The sequence below is a fragment of the Bacillus sp. FSL K6-1218 genome (assembly GCF_038006445.1).
Classification (GTDB): domain Bacteria; phylum Bacillota; class Bacilli; order Bacillales; family Bacillaceae_G; genus Bacillus_A; species Bacillus_A thuringiensis_S.
On the sequence record NZ_JBBOVE010000001.1, the window covers coordinates 5218032 to 5236917 of the forward strand.

Below are 18886 nucleotides of genomic sequence, written 5' to 3' on the forward strand. Positions count from 1 at the left end.
ATGTTATTGATATAAATGACTACCAGCTTCTTTAAATTCTTCTGCTTTCTCTTTCATTCCTTTTTCAATTGCTTCTGTCGTCTCTAAATCATTTTCTTTTGCATATTCCCGAATATCATGTGAAATTCTCATACTACAAAACTTCGGTCCACACATGGAACAGAAATGAGCTGTTTTCGCGCCTTCTGCTGGCAATGTTTCATCGTGATATTCCATCGCACGTTCAGGATCTAAAGATAAATTAAATTGATCGCGCCAACGGAATTCAAAGCGAGCTTTTGAAAGTGCATCATCACGCTGATGAGCCGTTTTGTGCCCTTTCGCCAGATCAGCCGCATGCGCTGCAATTTTGTACGTAATAACACCCGTGCGTACATCATCTTTATTCGGTAAACCTAAATGTTCTTTCGGCGTTACATAGCAAAGCATTGCCGTTCCAAACCAGCCAATCATCGCAGCTCCAATTGCGGATGTAATATGGTCATAACCTGGTGCAATATCTGTCGTTAGTGGCCCAAGCGTGTAAAACGGCGCGCCCTGACAAATATCAAGCTCTTTCTCCATATTCTCTTTAATTAAGTGCATCGGTACATGCCCAGGTCCTTCGATCATCACTTGCACATCATGTTTCCAAGCAATCTTCGTTAATTCACCAAGTGTTTCAAGTTCAGAAAACTGTGCTTCGTCATTTGCATCTGCAATAGACCCTGGACGTAATCCATCTCCAAGAGAGAACGAAACATCGTACTGCTTCATAATTTCACAAATCTCTTCAAAATGAGTATATAGGAAGTTTTCTTTATGATGGAATAAACACCACTGCGCCATAATCGAACCACCGCGTGAAACGATACCTGTCGTACGCTTTGCCGTGATTGGAATGTAACGAAGCAATACACCAGCGTGAATCGTAAAGTAATCAACGCCTTGCTCCGCTTGCTCAATTAACGTATCACGATACACTTCCCACGTTAAATCTTCTGCAATTCCATTTACTTTCTCCAGCGCTTGATAGATCGGTACAGTTCCAACTGGTACAGGCGCGTTACGAATAATCCACTCACGTGTCGTATGAATATTTTTACCTGTAGATAAATCCATAATCGTATCTGCACCCCAGCGCGTTGCCCACGTCATCTTCTCTACTTCTTCTGCGATAGAAGAAGATACAGCAGAGTTTCCGATATTTGCATTGACCTTCACATGGAAGTTACGTCCAATAATCATCGGTTCTGCTTCCGGATGGTTAATATTTGCTGGTAAAATAGCTCGACCTTCCGCAATTTCCTTACGAACAAACTCAGGCTCTACTCCTTCACGGATCGCAACATATTCCATCTCAGACGTAATAATGCCATTACGTGCATAGTGCATTTGCGTAACATTTGCACCTTGCTTCGCTCTAAGCGGTTTGCGACCCATTTGCGGGAAAACAGGTGTATGTTTCGAAGCTACCTTCACACCGTCATCCTCTGGTTTCACTTCGCGCCCTTCGTATGCTTCTACATCCCCGCGTTCTAGGATCCAAGAGTGGCGCGGCGCCTGCAACCCCTTTTCCAGCTCCACTTTATACGCAGGATCTGTATAAGGACCGCTCGTATCATATACACGAATTGGCGGATTCGGAATGCCGTTCGTTTCACTTTGTTCAATCTCACGCATCGGCACTTTCATACCCGCGCGTGGCCCATCCACATATACTTTCTTACTTCCCGGTAAACTCGATTTCAATTCAATTTGCTCAGATGAAACAGATTGTTTCATAACCTTTGTTGCCCCCCTGTACGTGACAAGGACGAGATATGGCCAGCGTATGCCAAAATAAAAAGAGCCAGGTCCATAAAAAAATAAGGACCTGGCTCATAAAGACATCATTATGTAAAGCCGTTAACTTCCCTACGCTGGTACGAGCCAGATCAGGTCCAAAGGGTTAAGAAGTTCACGCGCTTCTCTCTCAGCCTACGCATACGTTAGGCACCCCTAGTTTATCACTGATTTAATTTTCAATACTTTCTCATCATACACGATAATCTGAAAAATGCAAAGTTTATTTCTTTTGTTACTTATGGAATCATCCACGTTAAATAATATGCCTGTACATACGTCATAATACCAACAATAATTACGAAGAATAAACTATGCTTCACTGTAAAGCGGAATAAATCGGATTCTTTTCCAGCAAGTCCAACTGCTGCACAAGCAATTGCAATCGATTGCGGAGAAATCATTTTTCCTGTTACACCGCCCGTTGTATTTGCTGCAACGAGAAGTACTTCAGATACACCGACTTGCTGCGCTGTAATGGCTTGTAAATTCGAGAACAGTGCATTTGCTGACGTATCAGACCCTGTTAAGAATACGCCAATCCAGCCTAAGAATGGTGAGAAGAACGGGAATAGTCCGCCCGTTCCGGCTAATGCTAACGCTAACGTGGAAGATAGACCAGAATAGTTTGCGATAAATGCAAACCCTAGTACGAATCCGATAGATAGAATTGGCATTTTTAATTCGCTTAACGTTTCTTTAAATGTTACTACTGCATCTTTTACATTCATTTTCAAAATAAACATGGAAATGATACAAGCAATTAAAATCGCTGTTCCAGTTGCCGATAATACATCAAACTTCAGAATTGCCTCGTAAGGCGTTGGTTTATTTACAATTGGCTCTGCTTTCATTACTAGATTATGCAGAGCTGGAATTTCAAACTTAAATACAAGACTTTCTAAAGCCCCTCCTGGAGCAAATAATGCCTTAAAGAAACTTTGGCTCCAAATGACTACCATAACCGTTAATACGATAAATGGGGACCATGCCTTCACTACTTTTCCAAACGTTAATTTCGGCATCGATGCTGCTGTCGTTGTTGCCGCTACCTCATTATTTGCTTGCCCGGATTGATAAATTTCTTTCGGCTGCCAAACTTTTAAGAACAGTGCTAAACTCACTAAACTTACAAGTGCTGACGTAATATCCGGAAGTTCCGGCCCTAAAAATGTCGCTGTAATGAACTGCGTAATCGCAAATGAACTACCCGCTACAAGTAACGCAGGCCACGTTTGCCTTACCCCTTTAAATCCATCCATTAAAAATACGATAAAGAATGGAACAAATAATGATAAGAACGGTAATTGATGTCCAGCCATTTGTCCAATTTTATGTGGATCAATACCAGTTACTTGTCCAGCAACTGTAATCGGAATTCCCATCGCTCCGAACGCCACTGGTGCAGTATTTGCAATTAAACAAAGACCTGCTGCGTATAAAGGATTTAACCCAAGACCCGCAAGAAGCGCTGCTGTAATCGCTACTGGTGCCCCAAATCCTGCCGCTCCTTCTAAAAATGCTCCAAATGAAAATCCAATTAAAATAACGAGTAGACGATGATCGTTCGTAATCGATAATACCGATGCACGAATCACATCGAATTGACCTGTTTTTACAGAAATTTTATATAAAAATACCGACATAAGGATAATCCAAGCAATTGGCCATAACCCGTACAAAAAACCGTACCCGGTTGCTGCCATTGCCATCGTGAACGGCATTTTATAAGCGAATAACGCTACTAAAACTGTAAGTACAACTGTAATAAATCCTGCCACATACCCCTTCATGCGAAAAACCGCTAAAGCTAAGAAAAAAAAGATAATCGGAATAAGTGCTACTGCTGCTGAAATCCAAATATTACCGAACGGATCATAAACTTGTGTCCATGTGTTCATTGTCCTCTCCCCCTAAAGAATCCCCTTTTAAATAAATACAACCTTATCAATAGACTATCAGGTCATCATACCTTTAAGTCTAAAAATAAAAAAACGTTTAAGAAAACGTTTTCAACAACTTTCATTTATACTGTACCATAACAATTTCCATTAAAAAAGATTTTTTTGAAAATTTTATCATTTAACAAAAAAATCTTACAAAATCGTCATGTTCCTGTAATGTTCATCGATAGAAAGCTTGCAAAAATTATTGCATAATAATAGTATAACAACGGACATTATTTATGAGGTGATATATATGAATGGAAACAAAATATTAGCTGCTTTATCGTACTTTAGTGTACTATTTGCCCCTATCTTATTCCCTATTATCGTTTGGATTGTAGGAGACGCTGAAACAAAGCCACACGCAAAACGTGCTCTATGGACACACATCATTCCAAGTATCGCTACATTTATCGGCTTAACCATTTTAGGAATTATGGGCATAGGATCTGACCAACCAGATGTAACACTTGGAATTGGAGCAATGATTGTCTTAGCTATTTGCGGAATCATCAGCTTATACTACTTCATCTGGAACATTGTAAAAGGAATTAAAGTACTGAAAGCTTAATTTTAAACAAACGTTTGTTTAAAAAAGGACCCTTGCAAATTGCAAGGGTCCTTTTCCAGATTAGTTCACTTTACCTTCTGCGTTTCTTCTTTTTTCTCATCATTTTCTTTCGGCGTGTATTCACCTTATCCGCTATAATGTGGAGCGTACTTGCCACAACAATTCCCATTAAGAACGTTACAATTTCAACCTCATGTTTCTTCGCAATTTCTATTAAATTACCATCCAGTGCGATTACATTTAATAGGAATAAAAATGGAGAAAAGACGATTAACATGTACGCAATACGAATCACATCACCAAGTATAATCGTATGCGTAAAGAAAGATCGATGTGGCATTACTTTCTTATAAGGATACCAAAATATACGTAAGAAACCCCATTTGTTATAAGCATTACTGTACGTATCTAAATCTGGTGTTAAAAATGAAGTACCTACTAAAAAACCAATTGCAAAAGTTAATAAAAAATCAAAATTTGTTAATCCATACGAAAAGAGCAAAAACAAAACAACCGGAAGGGATATTAAGTTTATTTTCGTATGCGTTCTTCCTGATGGCATAATGCACTTCCTCGCTTACGTTCGTCCTGTCACCTTATGACAGATTTCACCTATTGACCTAATTTCTGATCGATAAATGTTGTGTCTATATCCGAACCAAACCATTCTGCCAACTTCACTCGTGCCTTATCTTTCACATCTTCATTGACGTATAACGACACCTGTATTAGTGCGGCCGTTAACGCCCCTAAATCATCCGTATAGCCAATTCCAGCAACGAAATCTGGAATCGCATCAATCGGTGCAATAAAATAAGCAAGTGCTCCAATTACAATAATTTTCACTCGTTTTGGAACATCGGGTCTTTGCAAAACGTAAAACAGTAATAAACTTGCATAAATGACCGACTGCCCTGCTTGCTTTGCAACATGTTTTACTTTCTTCCAAAACGCTTCAACTGAAAATTTTTGTTTCATGTAAAAGCCTCCCTATTTTTAAAAAGAAATAAGCTACAATATGTTATCAGTAAAAGTTCATGGAAATTACACAAAACCTATCAATGAACTTTCATTGTAACAAACAAACCAAAAAAGAACAAGTGTTCGTTAATTTTTACACGATTTCCTTCATATAATAGATTTCTAGATAACCCTTATCCATCTTCGTTTCTTATTTCTCAACAAAGAAATTTTCACTTCCACTTAACATCCTGCTCTATCTTTGTTATATTTTCTAGTTGACGGACATATAAACGAATGTTAAAGTTTTCTCTGGTAGTGACAAACCTTATACAAAAAATGTAAAATGTTATAGTGTTTCTCAGAAATGAATTTTGTTGTATAATACAGAAATGACGTTATGCTTATGAGCAACAAAAGAAACCAAAAGGGTATGCATAGTTATAGTCGTATATGGGTGAATATAGAACCTTTAATTATGGCCAAGAAAACTATGTATTTTTTATTTTAGCATTTTTCGCTCCAAAATCGACCAAGCCTGATAGAGAAAGGGTGGAAATGAATGAAAGAAACCTTGAAATCGCAATTTCAAAATGTGCGTTTCACTGTATTCGTAGCTTTAGCCTTATGGCTGAAAACTTACATTATTACACGTACAAGCTTTGATTTAAAACTTGAATCTTTCATGCAAGAATTCATTTTATTCCTTAGCCCATTAGCAGCATCATTACTGCTTGTTGGTCTTGCATTATTTGCAAAAGGGAAAAAACGTAACTATATAGCACTTGGAATTAATTTTGTCTTAACAATCGTTCTTGTTGGTAACGTAATGTTCTACGGATTCTACAATGACTTCGTTACTTTACCAGTACTCGGACAAACATCTAACTTCGGAAGTTTAGGTTCTAGTGTGAAAGAATTATTTAACTACAAAATTATTCTTGCATTCGCAGACATTATCGTATTCTTCGTTCTATTGAAGAAAATGAAAAACTTTGCACCTACAGAGCGTGTAGCACGCCCGATGCGTTCTCTATACTTCGTATCAACAGTTGCTATTTTCTTCGCAAACTTAGGGCTTGCAGAAGCTGAACGCCCAGAACTATTAACACGTTCATTCGACCGCGTTATGCTTGTTAAAAACTTAGGATTATATGTACACCAAGTATACGATCTTGGCTTACAAGCGAAATCAAGTTCACAAAAAGCATTCGCTGACGGTAGTAAATTACAAGAAACAGAAAACTACGTGAAAACAACACAAAGTAAACCAGATCCAAATATGTTCGGTACTGCAAAAGGGAAAAACGTAATTGTTGTCTCTCTTGAGTCATTACAAACATTCTTAATTGGCGCAACAGTTAACGGACAAGAAGTTACACCGTTCTTAAACCAATTTACGAAAGAAAGTTATTACTTTGATAACTTCTTCCATCAAACTGGGCAAGGTAAAACATCTGATGCTGAATTCCTAGTAGATACTTCTTTATATCCACTAGACCGCGGTGCTGTATTCTTCACACACGGTAACAATGAATATACAGCAACTCCAGAAATTTTACGTCAGCAAGGGTATCACACGTCGGTTTTCCACGCAAACAACGCAACATTCTGGAACCGTAACATTATGTATCCAGCACTTGGTTATGATCGTTACTACAACGAGCTTGATTACAAGATTACGCCGGAAACAAAATTAAACTGGGGATTAAAAGATATCGAATACTTCGATCAATCTATTGATATGTTGAAAGAAGTGAAGCAACCATTCTATACTCGCTTCCTTACTTTAACGAATCATTACCCATTCACTTACGATGACAGTACAAAATTAATCGACGAATATAATTCTGGTGATGGAGTATTTGACCGTTACATGGTAACTGCTCGTTACTTAGACGAAGCAATGAAACACTTTATTGAGCGTCTAAAAGCAGAAGGTATTTACGACAACTCAGTAATCGTATTCTACGGTGACCACTACGGTATTTCTGAAAACCATAACCGTGCAATGGCACAGTTCTTAGGAAAAGAAGAAATCACTGCATTTGACCATATGAACTTACAAAAAACACCGATGTTTATTCACGTTCCAGGTCAAAAAGAAGGTAAAACAATTTCGAAACCAACTGGTGAAATTGACATTAAACCAACTATTCTAAACTTACTTGGTGTAGATTCTACAAATGACGTTCGATTCGGTCATGATGTATTCTCACCTGATAATAAAGGATTTGTTGTTCTTCGTGACGGTAGCTTCGTTACAGATAAATACATGTACACAAACAGTACATTCTATGACCGTGCTACTGGCGAAGTTGTACAATTACCGAAAGAAGAATCTCAACCACTAATTGATCGTGCCCAAAATGAATTGAACATGTCTGATAAAATCATTGAAGGTGACTTACTTCGCTTCTCTGAAAGTAATAAGATCAAAACTGGTGAAGTAAAAACAGCTATTAAAGAAGAAAAGAAGAGCGCTGAGTAATCTCAGCCTCTTTTTTTATTTTCTTCCATACAACTGCTTATATTCATTAACTTTAAAATTACAGAACCTTTACCAAATATTCACATAGGGTTAATGAAGAATCTCTATAATAAAATATGTAAACAAGGTTCTACATATTTCTTATCTCTCATCTTTCGTAAGATCCCTTAAAGAAATGTGTAAATCCTTTGTTTCTACTTTCTTATAATTTTCTTTCAACATGTTTTGTTTCCATACACAAAACATTCAACGAGACAATGTCCCTATGAAAGATAGCTACCCTCCTTGTGCAGCATTCCATAAGAATGTTGCTTTTTTTTATTTAAAAGCAGGATTCTCATTTCTTATTTTCGAATTTGTATATACAAAATGCTGTAAAGTGAAACTTTAATCAGCCCTCACCAATCGGGCAGTTATTCGCCCACTTCACTTCTTTGCTAACCAAATTTTCAAATGGGAGTTTTACTGCCCGTTAATGCGGGGGAAATCGTCCTTACTTCTCTATGATTTACAAATACATATACGGTCATATGTAGAGAATTGCTTACATAAAAATTACTATAATGACTTTTATGTAAGCATGAATGAAAGTTTCACTTTATTTACGTACTTACGAAAGGATGGGACGGAAATTGGCATACGAAAAATTTGTACTTTGGAATGATGAAGTTATTGATACAACAAAACAACAAACGTACATAGAACTTGAAGAAAGAGGTTCGCAGTTCGGAGATGGTGTCTACGAGGTTATTCGCCTATATAAAGGGAACTTTCACTTATTAGATCCGCACATAACAAGATTATATCGATCCATGGAAGAAGTAGAATTATCGCTCCCTTTCTCAAAAGCTGAACTCATCACTTTACTTTACAAATTAATTGAACGAAACCATTTCCACGAAGATGGCACAATTTATTTGCAAGTATCTCGCGGTGTACAAGCTCGCACACATGTATTTTCATATGACACCCCTCCGACAATTTATGCCTATATTACAAAAAAAGAAAGACCAGCATTATGGATTGAATATGGTATACGCGCTATATCAGAACCTGATACTCGATGGCTACGCTGTGACATTAAATCATTAAATTTATTACCAAACGTACTAGCTGCTACGAAAGCTGAACGTAAAGGCTGTAAAGAGGCACTTCTCGTAAGGAATGGTATCGTAACGGAAGGAAGCCATTCCAACTTCTTTTTAATTAAAAACAGAACTCTTTACACACATCCAGCCAATCACCTTATTCTAAATGGCATTATTCGTCAATATGTCCTTTCTTTAGCGAATACTCTTCACATTCCTGTACAGGAAGAACTTTTCAGCGTTCGTGACGTTTATCAAGCAGATGAATGCTTTTTTACAGGCACAACGATTGAAATTTTACCAATGACCCACCTTGATGGAACCGCGATTCAAGATGGGCAAGTTGGGCCTATCACCAAAAAACTGCAAAAATCTTTTAATCAAATCTTGTTACAATCCAATATGGCATCTTCTTAAACACGAATCATTTCTGTCCTTTCATATTCAATATATGCATTTAAATGGAAATCAAGGTGTAAATTTATGCCTTGATTTTTTCTTGTAATCTTTTTGTCATATTCAGATTCCTACATAAGTCTTGACAGTAATCGACATGCTCTTTAGAATTTTTAACAGTTGGTAAATATTTCTTCACTACATTACAGACAGAAAGGAATCGACAAATTATGAAAAAGTATCTTGCCGGTCTTGCGGCAGTGTCTGTAGCAGGAGGAGCAGCACCTACACTTGATAGTGTTCAAGCTGCACCTGAACAAAATACACAAAAAGCTGCTACAACTGTCCAAGCTTCTGCATCAAACGACTCATCTTATAAGGTAAACGCGAGCGTATTACATGTTCGTACGGGATCAAGCACTTCTCACGACATCATCTCACGCGTTTATAACGGTCAATCACTAAACGTGATTGGCGAAGAAAATGGTTGGTTCAAAATTAACATTAACGGAAAAACAGGCTTTGTTAGTGGCGAATTTGTATCAAAAAGTGGAGCAACAAACAACAATGTAAGCACAGGCGGAAACAATAAAGTTACTGCTGATGTATTACGTGTACGTACAGCTCCTAACACTTCTAGTTCTGTTTCTGGACGTGTATATGCAGGACAAACATTAAACGTAATTGGACAAGAAAATGGTTGGGTGAAAATTAACCATAATGGACAAGTAGGTTATGTAAGTGGCGAATTCGTATCTGGCGTTTCTTCTAATGCGGGTTCTTCAAACAACAATACGAATAATAACAATAACAACCAAGAAGTAAAACCAGCAAGCGGAAACTATACAGTAAATGTATCTTCCCTTCGTGTTCGTACAGGTCCTAGTACTTCTCACACAACTGTAGGTTCTGTTACAAAAGGACAAGTAGTACAAGTTGTTGGCGAAGTTCAAGATTGGTTCAAAATCAATTACGCAGGACAAACTGCTTATATAAGCAAAGACTACGTAACAAAAGGCGGTTCTAACGAAAACGTTACAGAAGGCAACAAACAAGAGCAAAACAATAATGGAACTATTCAAACTGGCGGTTCTTACGTTGTTAACGCTACATCTTTACGTGTTCGTACAGGCCCTGCTGCTTACCATAGTGTAATTGGTGGTGTTTTAAACGGTACAACATTAAACGTAGTTGGATCTGAAAACGGTTGGTTTAAAGTAAATTACCAAGGAAAAACAGGCTTTGTTAGTAGCGAATTTGTAAAATTCGTTAAAGGTGGCACTACTACTCCTGAGCAACCAAAACAACCTGAAAAACCTAACCAAGGTGCAATTGGCGACTACTACATTAATGCTTCTGCACTAAATGTACGTAGCGGCGAAGGTACAAATTATAGAATCATAGGCGCACTTCCACAAGGACAGAAGGTTCAAGTAATCTCTGAAAACTCTGGATGGAGTAAAATTAACTACAACGGTCAAACTGGTTATATCGGAACACGTTACCTATCTAAAACACCAGTTGGAGGCGCAGTAGATAATAAGCCTAACAATAACCAAAATAACAATCAAAACAATAACAACAATAATACAGGCAATAATAGCGGCGACAGTTCTTCCGTACTTGCATATGCAAAATCAATGCAAGGTGTACCATACGTTTGGGGCGGAACTTCTGCTAACGGCGTAGACTGCAGTGGCTACATCTACCACGTATTTAAGAAATTTGGTCATAACATTAGCCGTCAAAGTGTTGCGGGATATTGGAGTAGCCTACCACAAACTTCAAATCCACAACCAGGTGACTTAATTTATTTCCAAAACACTTATAAATCAGGTCCTTCTCATATGGGTATTTACCTTGGAGGCGGATCATTTATCCAAGCTGGAGATAAAGGTGTAGCAATCGCTTCATTAAGTAACTCTTATTGGAAGAGCCACTTCTTAGGATACACGAAAGCACCTTAATTAATAGTTTCAAAGCCTTCTAGTTTACTAGAAGGCTTTTTAGTTACGAGTTCACCACATTACTCCCTTTCCCCTAGTTTCTCTCTACAAAAATAATATATCTATTCTTCTATTTCATACACTTTATTCTGCAAAAACAATGCATAACGTTATCATAATGTATATATTTTCATAAAAAACATAACCTATTTCATGTCTATTTATTTTATATGTGTTTTTTTGAAGAATTTTCTTTTTATTTAAACTTTTCATTAGACGTTTGACCTCCGATGTCCATTATGATAAGTTACTAAAGATGTTATATTCGTAAACGTATAGACAACTGGTTTATACACTGTTTTTACTATGAGGAAGGAGCATACACTGCATGAATCTTTTATGGGGAATTGGCGGCGTGATTGGAGTATTAGCAATTGCTTTCTTACTATCTTCCAACCGCAAAGCTATTAATTGGCGCACAATTTTAATTGCGCTAGCATTACAAATGTCATTTTCATTTATCGTATTACGATGGGACGCTGGTAAAGCAGGTTTAAAACATGCTGCTGACGGTGTTCAAGGATTAATTAATTTTTCTTACGAGGGAATTAAGTTCGTTACTGGGGATTTAGTCAACGCAAAAGGACCTTGGGGATTTGTATTCTTTATTCAAGCACTACTTCCAATCGTATTTATTAGTTCATTAGTAGCAATCTTATATCATTTCGGTATTATGCAGAAATTTGTTAGCATCGTTGGTGGTGCATTAAGTAAACTTCTTGGAACTTCTAAAGCAGAAAGCTTAAACTCAGTAACAACTGTATTTTTAGGACAAACTGAAGCTCCAATCTTAATTAAACCTTACTTAGCACGTTTAACAAATAGTGAATTCTTCACTATTATGGTAAGCGGTATGACAGCTGTTGCTGGATCCGTTCTTGTCGGTTATGCAGCAATGGGTATTCCGTTAGAGCACTTATTAGCAGCTGCAATTATGGCGGCTCCATCAAGCTTATTAATTGCAAAACTAATCATGCCAGAGACAGAAAAAGTAGATAATAACGTTGAACTTTCTACAGAACGTGAAGACGCAAATGTTATCGATGCAGCTGCACGCGGTGCATCTGAAGGTATGCAGCTTGTTATTAACGTAGCAGCAATGTTAATGGCTTTCATCGCATTAATTGCTTTATTAAATGGATTATTAGGATGGGTTGGTTCTCTGTTCGATATTAAACTTAGCCTTGATTTAATCTTCGGTTACTTATTATCACCATTCGCAATCTTAATCGGGGTTTCTCCTGGTGAAGCGATACAAGCAGCAAGCTTTATCGGTCAAAAACTTGCAATCAACGAATTCGTTGCATACGCAAACTTAGGACCACATATGGCAGAGTTCTCTGCAAAAACAAATCTAATTTTAACATTCGCAATCTGTGGATTTGCAAACTTCTCTTCTATCGCAATTCAATTAGGTGTAACAGGAACGTTAGCTCCTACTCGCCGTAAACAAATTGCACAATTAGGGATTAAAGCAGTTATCGCTGGTACATTAGCGAACTTCTTAAATGCAGCAGTTGCAGGTATGATGTTCCTATAAACTTATATAGAGTCTTCTCTTTCTCCAAGAGAAGACTTTTTTCATGCAATCCAAACGTATTATATATATCTATCAAGCACCTTATCCCAAATATAAGAACATTATGATACAATAATGTTCAAGTCTTTTTATTTTTCTGATGAAAATAGAGATACTACTTGGTGTTGCCCTTCAAAAGAATTTAACGACATAGTCAATTTCTTAATAATTGCGCATACTACAGGTATCTATTGATGAAATAGCTTTAAGGAGGAACGTTTTGTGAAAGATAAGTTCTATAAAATCATCTCTATGTGGATTTTACAAATTGTATTTTATTTTACTACTGTACATGTGACGAAATATGAGCATGCGCTCATTTTTACAATAATATACGTAATCGTAAATGTACTATTCTTATTTTTAGCTGACAAAAAAGCATTTATTTTCTTCATACTAGGAACCATTATTTCCGTATTTTATTTATTTTATCAAGCATGGCTTCATTTATGGAGTACATCAGATCAATGGCAATATATCATTACCCACTTCCTGATGGTAGCTAACTTCTTCATTGTATATATAACAACTCACCTATTGAAAAAAGTGATTCATGAAAATAAAACTTTAACTGAGCGTGTGAGAACATTAGAACAATATATTGGAGAATCAAAATTACTAACAAGACAAGAATTCGAGAGACGCCAAGCGTTATTAACGACTGCAATGAATCGTCGTAATGAAACAGGCGTTATTGTTTATTTTGATTTCACTTCCTTTAGTAATTATACGAAGGAAAGTGTTATGGACCGTGTAGCTTCCTTATTAGTTGAAACGGTAAGGAATGATTTTGACCTTGCTGCTGAATATAATGAGAGTACCTTAGTTATTTTATTACAGAACACAAATGAGGCTGGTGCAGATATAGTAATGAACCGTCTACAGCCAAAATTAGAAAAATGGCTTGCAGCTGAAGCAATCCAAGATATAAAAATTTCACGCGAGCAAATTGGAAACAAAGGACAGACATTGTTATGATGACTCTCGTTATACTTCTTTTATTCCTTCTGTTTTGCGTACTCGTTTTTTGGATCAGTATCACATTTTCAATTAAATATGTACTTATTTTTACGGCCTTTCTATTCTCTGGCTTACTCGTTTACTACTCTTTCTTAACAATCGCGGGCTTAATTCACCGAAATAGTAAACGAAAAGATCGTACATTAGAACATTATCCGAGCGTCGATATTTTCATACCTGCTCATAATGAAGGGGTCGTTATTAAAGATACTTTAGAGGCGATGGCGAAGATTGAATATCCAGGAAAGTTAACCATTTACTTATTAAATGATAACTCTCAAGATGAAACACCTGAAATCGGCGATGATTTCGACAAAGCTTATGCTCATATTCGTCACATTCGTGTTCCATCCGGTGAACCGAAGGGTAAATCACGCGTATTAAACTACGGCCTTAGTATTTCAGATGGTGAATACTTCTGTGTTTATGATGCAGATAACCAACCTGAACCACACGCACTACGAATGCTTGTAGAGCACGCTGAAACAACTGAGGATGCTGTTGGAGCTGTTGGACATGTTCGTACTGTAAACGAAAAAAGAAACTGGCTGACACGAATGATTTCACTGGAATTTCAAATCTTCCAGCTCCTTATGCAATCTGGACGCTGGTTACTATTCCAAACGGGTTCACTAACAGGAACAAATATGCTTCTTCGTCGCTCAGCACTAGAAGAGCTTGGTGGCTATGACCCTTATGCAATTGCAGAAGATGCTGAATTAACATTACGAATTACACAAAAAGGTTATCTCTTACCAATCGTCCCAGAATCAGTTACTTGGGAACAAGAACCAGAGCATTTAAAAATTCTTATTAAACAACGTACACGTTGGCTCCAAGGAAATTTATACATTTTAGAAAAAATGTTCTCGTCATTAAGTTTCTTTAAAGGAAAACTGCTCGTTCATTCCTTACAACAAGTTCTAGTGTATGTTGTATTTTGGCTATTCCTAATCATTTCAAACGTTTGGTTTGTAATTGGGCTACTCGGGATATTCCAAATTCAATATAGCATTCCGCTACTATTTATGTGGTATGTCGCATATATTACATATGTTTCACAATTATTTAGTGCCCAGAGTGTCGAACGAACCTTTACACCGACTAATATTTTTATTAGCGTTATTATGTACTTTACGTATGCACAGCTCTTTACGTACTTATTTATTCGCAGCTTAATCTTATATTTACGTGCAAAGAGCAAGAAACAAGTCATCGGCTGGGATAAGACAGTTCGATTTAAAAAAGATAAATAAAAATAAGCACAGAGCGCCGTATGCTCTGTGCTTATTTATTGCCGTATAAATTATATATCAGACAATACCCCTTAGCTGAAAGTAATTTCACGTCCATCCCCCAACGAACGATCGACCTTCATTTATATACGAAAAAGTGATTGCTATTTTTGTAGAACCAATTGCTTCTCTTGCTGTTCTTTGCGCGTTTCAGTCTTAGGTTCCGTGCTTTCTTGGACACTACGATGTGCCACACGTTTCAAACAAATATGCTTCCACTTTCTTTCGTAACGTTTCATTATTCTAGATGTCCCCCTTGAATGCGCTTTAAAACTATTTGAAATCGCTTACAGGAAATAATATAGCACATATACATAAAAGTGACAACACATTTCCGACATATTTTTGACAAAAATACGAATAGAATTCGTAAGATATCGAATATTGTCGAAACCCATCGTTTTTTCTTCGTATAAAAGGCATACTACTTATATGGTAAAGTATTTTATTTCCCTACCCGCATTTCAAATTCCTTCTATTTAAAGTGAAACTTTAATCAGCCATCACCAATCGGACTTTTACAGGCAGCCCAACAAATAGAGGGATTAAAAAAAGAGCTGATATAAAATCAGCCCTTTTCCTTCTATTATTAATGACGCTTCATACGCCCTTCTTTTTGTAACTCTTTAAATAATGCTGCCATCATAAAGAAAATAACAAAGACGAATGGGAATGCTGCAATGATAGCTGCTGTTTGCAAGGCTTCTAATCCGCCAATATATAATAAGGTAGAAGCTATCGCGGCTAGAACGATACCCCAAATCATTTTAATACGATTTGGTGGGTTTAAACTACCATGTGTCGTTAACATTCCTAAAACAAATGTTGCAGAGTCTGCCGATGTAATAAAGAATGTTGCAATAAGTAAAATACCTAAAACTGATAAAGCTGATCCAAAGCTGCCCATCTGATCAAACATAGCAAACAATCCTACTTCTGTTCCCATTTCTTTCACTTTGTCGAAGATATGTGCATCACCAAATAGCTCCATATGAATACCAGTCCCACCGAAAACTGAGAACCAAAGTGCACCAATTACAGTCGGTACAAGTAACACACCGATAACAAACTCACGAATTGTACGACCTCGTGAAACACGAGCAATAAACGTACCTACGAACGGTGACCACGCAATCCACCATGCCCAATAGAAAATTGTCCATGACTGAATCCATTGATTTCCGCCTTCATCTAAAGGACTTAATCGGAAACTCATGCTTGGCAATTCTTGAATATAAGAACCAATTGTTGAAGTGAAGTAATTCATAATAAAGTTTGTTGGACCTGCAAATAATACAATGATCATAAGTGCAAATGCCAAAATAATGTTCGTATTACTTAAATATTTAATTCCTTTATCAAGACCTGTTTGTGCAGATAACATGAAAAGAACTGTTACGATTGCAATAATAACCAACTGTGTCGTTAATGAGTTCGGGATAGATGTTAAATAGCTAACACCACCTGCAATTTGTTTTGCACCAAGACCTAATGACGTTGCAACACCAAACACAGTTGCGAAAACAGCTAACACATCAAATGAATGAGCAATACGTCCGTGTTCCCCGCCCTTAAATAACGGACCTACTGTCGCACTAATCGTACTTGCTTTTCCTTTTCTAAAGGTAAAATAAGCAATACATAACGCTACAAACGCATATAGTCCCCAAGGATGTAACCCCCAATGGAAAAATGAAAAACGCAGTGCAAGGCGCGCACTTTCCTCAGTTGCACCTTCTCCAAACGGAGGTGCGTATAAATGGTTTAATGGTTCGGCAACGCCCCAGAAAACTAAGCCGATACCCATACCAGCACTAAATAACATAGCAAACCATGTCATATAACTATAATCAGGTTCGTCATCATCTTTACCTAAACGAATAGAACCGTATTTCGAAACAATTAAAAAGATAGACACACCTAAAATAATAGAAACGGAAATAATATAAAACCACCCAAACTTACTAACTAATGCAGTTTGAATTGCGGTTGTTACATTTCCTAAGCTACCTTTTCCAATAATAGATTCGGGAATAATCCCCCAAATTGTAAATGCAATACATAATGTTAATGAAACGATGAATGTTTTTGTCAGTTTCCTCATCAAATCCCCCTTCGTAGGTTTCGTTTTTGTAAATAACATAAATTCCGATATGTAAAATCGGATAGAAAACTATAATTTTGCGGTGATTTTCTTACTTTCACCTTCACCAATTCGAATTCTTATGGACAGCCTTACCTTTCGTATAACCTTTTCACTCTGCAAGAGCTACAAGTTAGAAATACTGCTGTCAAATTGTGTGAGAAAAACGCGGATAGGAATGTATTTTCCTAAAAAAGGATGTGTTACATATGTAAAAAAGGGCGAATTTCTTCCTTACAACCCTTTCGTTTTGTAACAATTATGCGGTTTTTTTGCTAGTATATAGCACGTGTTTATAGCTTCACAAACAAAATGTTTATGTTTATATAACTATATTACCCATAAAACGGTAAAATACTCAAGGAATGTAATCGTTTAGTAAACATTATGTAACATTACTGTAACATTTTTATTTACGTCGAAAAAAACATGTTGTATTAAATATTTTGAATATAACTAGAAACCTATGAGTCATATAGAATGAAAAACGCTTTCCTATATTTTTTGTTATATTACAGGATGTTAACGACTTATTACGAATGGTTTGTAATTGTGTGTTTTCCCCAAATCCGAAAAAATCTGTTGCTATAATGAGGACACGAAAACAAACGCAATGGAGGCTATCATGAAAAAATTAATTGGTATAGCAACAGCAGCAGTTTTTGGTCTTGGGATTTTCACATCATCTGCTAATGCAGAAACTGTTGTAACAACAGACGTACTAAACGTACGCGAAAACCCTACTACGGAATCAAAAGTTGTCGGTAAATTACTAAACGGTAATAAAATAGATGTTCAAAATACAGAGAACGGATGGTCAAAAGTTACTTTAGACGGTAAAGACGCATTCGTAAGTGCAGAGTTCACAAAAAGCATCTACTACGTAACAGCTAACGTATTAAACGTACGTGCTGAAGCGAACACAAACTCAGAAATTCTTGGAAAGTTGAAGAAAGACGATGTAATCGAAACAACGAACCAAGTACAAAATGAGTGGTTACAATTTGAATATAACGGGAAAACAGCTTATGTTCATGTTCCTTTCTTAACAGGTACAGCACCTGTAATTGAGAAACAAGAAACAACTGCTCCTGCTAAAGCTGAAGCACCAGCTAAGGCTCAAACACCTGCAGCACAAGCAAAACCAGCTGCTAAGCCTGCTGTGAAAGCTGCTGAAACTAGCGAACCATCTGGTGGTCGTGAGTTAACAGTTGTAGCTACAGCATATACAGCTCACCCGAGCGAAAACGGTGGCACATATGGCGGCCGTGTATTAACCGCAATGGGTCATGATTTAACTGCGAATCCAAACATGAAAATGATCGCTGTTGACCCGAAAGTAATCCCATTAGGATCTAAAGTATGGGTAGAAGGTTACGGAGAAGCTATCGCTGGAGATACTGGTGGTGCAATTAAAGGTAACCGTATCGATATCTTACTTGGATCAGATAGCGCTGCTCAAAAATGGGGACGCAAAACTGTTAAAGTGAAAATTTTAAAATAACCAATGACTGCTAAATTACAAGCCGGTTCTCTTTATTGAGAGCTGGCTTTTATTTATTTATAA

The 18886-nt window shown here is 37.1% G+C and carries 14 protein-coding genes and 1 riboswitch; of the genes, 8 read left to right on the forward strand and 6 right to left on the reverse strand.

The features are described from left to right. Nucleotides 1–3: 3 nt before the first annotated feature. Nucleotides 4–1764 carry a phosphomethylpyrimidine synthase ThiC gene (gene thiC, locus MHI26_RS26870; RefSeq protein ID WP_061667802.1) on the reverse strand — a complete coding sequence of 587 codons (1761 nt, stop codon included), beginning with the start codon at nucleotides 1762–1764 and terminating at the stop codon, nucleotides 4–6. Nucleotides 1765–1876: 112 nt separating this feature from the next. Beyond that, a riboswitch (TPP riboswitch) is annotated at nucleotides 1877–1992 on the reverse strand. Nucleotides 1993–2063: 71 nt separating this feature from the next. Beyond that, a complete protein-coding gene (lldP, locus tag MHI26_RS26875; protein WP_061667803.1) occupies nucleotides 2064–3725 on the reverse strand; it encodes an L-lactate permease in 1662 nt (553 codons plus the stop codon). Nucleotides 3726–4023: 298 nt separating this feature from the next. Between lldP and MHI26_RS26880 the strand changes: the two genes are divergently transcribed. Next, on the forward strand, nucleotides 4024–4341 hold the full coding sequence (locus MHI26_RS26880; RefSeq protein WP_001014091.1) for a DUF4870 domain-containing protein: 318 nt from the start codon (nucleotides 4024–4026) through the stop codon (nucleotides 4339–4341). A gap of 70 nt (nucleotides 4342–4411) precedes the next feature. Here the strand turns inward: MHI26_RS26880 and MHI26_RS26885 are convergent, their stop codons facing one another. Then, nucleotides 4412–4903 carry a metal-binding protein gene (locus tag MHI26_RS26885; RefSeq protein WP_001139059.1) on the reverse strand — a complete coding sequence of 164 codons (492 nt, stop codon included), beginning with the start codon at nucleotides 4901–4903 and terminating at the stop codon, nucleotides 4412–4414. A gap of 50 nt (nucleotides 4904–4953) precedes the next feature. After that, entirely contained in the window at nucleotides 4954–5319 is a 366-nt protein-coding gene (locus MHI26_RS26890; protein WP_000810377.1) for a YkvA family protein, read from the reverse strand. 544 nt (nucleotides 5320–5863) lie between these two features. Here MHI26_RS26890 and MHI26_RS26895 point away from each other — a divergent pair. The 6 genes from MHI26_RS26895 to MHI26_RS26920 all read left to right on the forward strand — a co-directional run bounded on the left by MHI26_RS26895 (nucleotide 5864) and on the right by MHI26_RS26920 (nucleotide 15137). Beyond that, entirely contained in the window at nucleotides 5864–7792 is a 1929-nt protein-coding gene (locus tag MHI26_RS26895; protein WP_000665345.1) for an LTA synthase family protein, read from the forward strand. Nucleotides 7793–8412: 620 nt separating this feature from the next. After that, a complete protein-coding gene (locus tag MHI26_RS26900; protein ID WP_080546898.1) occupies nucleotides 8413–9297 on the forward strand; it encodes a D-amino-acid transaminase in 885 nt (294 codons plus the stop codon). A 209-nt stretch (nucleotides 9298–9506) separates the two neighbouring features. Next, nucleotides 9507–11243, forward strand: a complete 1737-nt coding sequence (locus tag MHI26_RS26905) for a C40 family peptidase (protein WP_000760265.1) — start codon at nucleotides 9507–9509, stop codon at nucleotides 11241–11243. 367 nt (nucleotides 11244–11610) lie between these two features. Further along, the gene (locus MHI26_RS26910) at nucleotides 11611–12822 is read left to right on the forward strand and encodes a NupC/NupG family nucleoside CNT transporter (RefSeq protein WP_001051027.1); all 1212 of its coding nucleotides are present in this window, start codon (nucleotides 11611–11613) and stop codon (nucleotides 12820–12822) included. 261 nt (nucleotides 12823–13083) lie between these two features. Continuing rightward, nucleotides 13084–13839, forward strand: a complete 756-nt coding sequence (locus MHI26_RS26915; RefSeq protein ID WP_000653215.1) for a diguanylate cyclase — start codon at nucleotides 13084–13086, stop codon at nucleotides 13837–13839. Then, nucleotides 13836–15137 (forward strand): glycosyltransferase family 2 protein, encoded by a 1302-nt coding sequence (locus MHI26_RS26920; protein WP_000988755.1) that lies wholly within the window; start codon nucleotides 13836–13838, stop codon nucleotides 15135–15137. The genes MHI26_RS26915 and MHI26_RS26920 overlap by 4 nt, the downstream gene beginning before the upstream one ends. Before the next feature lie 143 nt (nucleotides 15138–15280). On the opposite strand, the gene MHI26_RS26925 is transcribed toward MHI26_RS26920, so the two are convergent. Together MHI26_RS26925 and opuD are read right to left on the reverse strand one after the other, a co-directional pair. Beyond that, nucleotides 15281–15415: a hypothetical protein gene (locus MHI26_RS26925; protein WP_000833067.1), complete on the reverse strand. Its 135-nt coding sequence runs from the start codon at nucleotides 15413–15415 to the stop codon at nucleotides 15281–15283. A 350-nt stretch (nucleotides 15416–15765) separates the two neighbouring features. Continuing rightward, nucleotides 15766–17280 (reverse strand): glycine betaine transporter OpuD, encoded by a 1515-nt coding sequence (gene opuD, locus MHI26_RS26930; RefSeq protein ID WP_001230119.1) that lies wholly within the window; start codon nucleotides 17278–17280, stop codon nucleotides 15766–15768. Between the two features lie 664 nt (nucleotides 17281–17944). Between opuD and MHI26_RS26935 the strand changes: the two genes are divergently transcribed. After that, entirely contained in the window at nucleotides 17945–18823 is an 879-nt protein-coding gene (locus MHI26_RS26935) for a cell wall-binding protein EntA (RefSeq protein WP_000733339.1), read from the forward strand. Nucleotides 18824–18886: the final 63 nt, after the last annotated feature.

Bases quoted from the DNA above. Each gene is read 5' to 3' on its own strand.
- MHI26_RS26910 (WP_001051027.1), top strand. From the start codon at position 11,611: ATGAATCTTTTATGGGGAATTGGCGGCGTGATTGGAGTATTAGCAATT.
- MHI26_RS26920 (WP_000988755.1), top strand. From the start codon at position 13,836: ATGATGACTCTCGTTATACTTCTTTTATTCCTTCTGTTTTGCGTACTC.
- thiC (WP_061667802.1), bottom strand. From the start codon at position 1,764: ATGAAACAATCTGTTTCATCTGAGCAAATTGAATTGAAATCGAGTTTA.
- MHI26_RS26905 (WP_000760265.1), top strand. From the start codon at position 9,507: ATGAAAAAGTATCTTGCCGGTCTTGCGGCAGTGTCTGTAGCAGGAGGA.
- MHI26_RS26925 (WP_000833067.1), bottom strand. From the start codon at position 15,415: ATGAAACGTTACGAAAGAAAGTGGAAGCATATTTGTTTGAAACGTGTG.
- MHI26_RS26890 (WP_000810377.1), bottom strand. From the start codon at position 5,319: ATGAAACAAAAATTTTCAGTTGAAGCGTTTTGGAAGAAAGTAAAACAT.
- MHI26_RS26900 (WP_080546898.1), top strand. From the start codon at position 8,413: ATGGGACGGAAATTGGCATACGAAAAATTTGTACTTTGGAATGATGAA.
- lldP (WP_061667803.1), bottom strand. From the start codon at position 3,725: ATGAACACATGGACACAAGTTTATGATCCGTTCGGTAATATTTGGATT.
- opuD (WP_001230119.1), bottom strand. From the start codon at position 17,280: ATGAGGAAACTGACAAAAACATTCATCGTTTCATTAACATTATGTATT.
- MHI26_RS26935 (WP_000733339.1), top strand. From the start codon at position 17,945: ATGAAAAAATTAATTGGTATAGCAACAGCAGCAGTTTTTGGTCTTGGG.
- MHI26_RS26895 (WP_000665345.1), top strand. From the start codon at position 5,864: ATGAAAGAAACCTTGAAATCGCAATTTCAAAATGTGCGTTTCACTGTA.
- MHI26_RS26885 (WP_001139059.1), bottom strand. From the start codon at position 4,903: ATGCCATCAGGAAGAACGCATACGAAAATAAACTTAATATCCCTTCCG.
- MHI26_RS26880 (WP_001014091.1), top strand. From the start codon at position 4,024: ATGAATGGAAACAAAATATTAGCTGCTTTATCGTACTTTAGTGTACTA.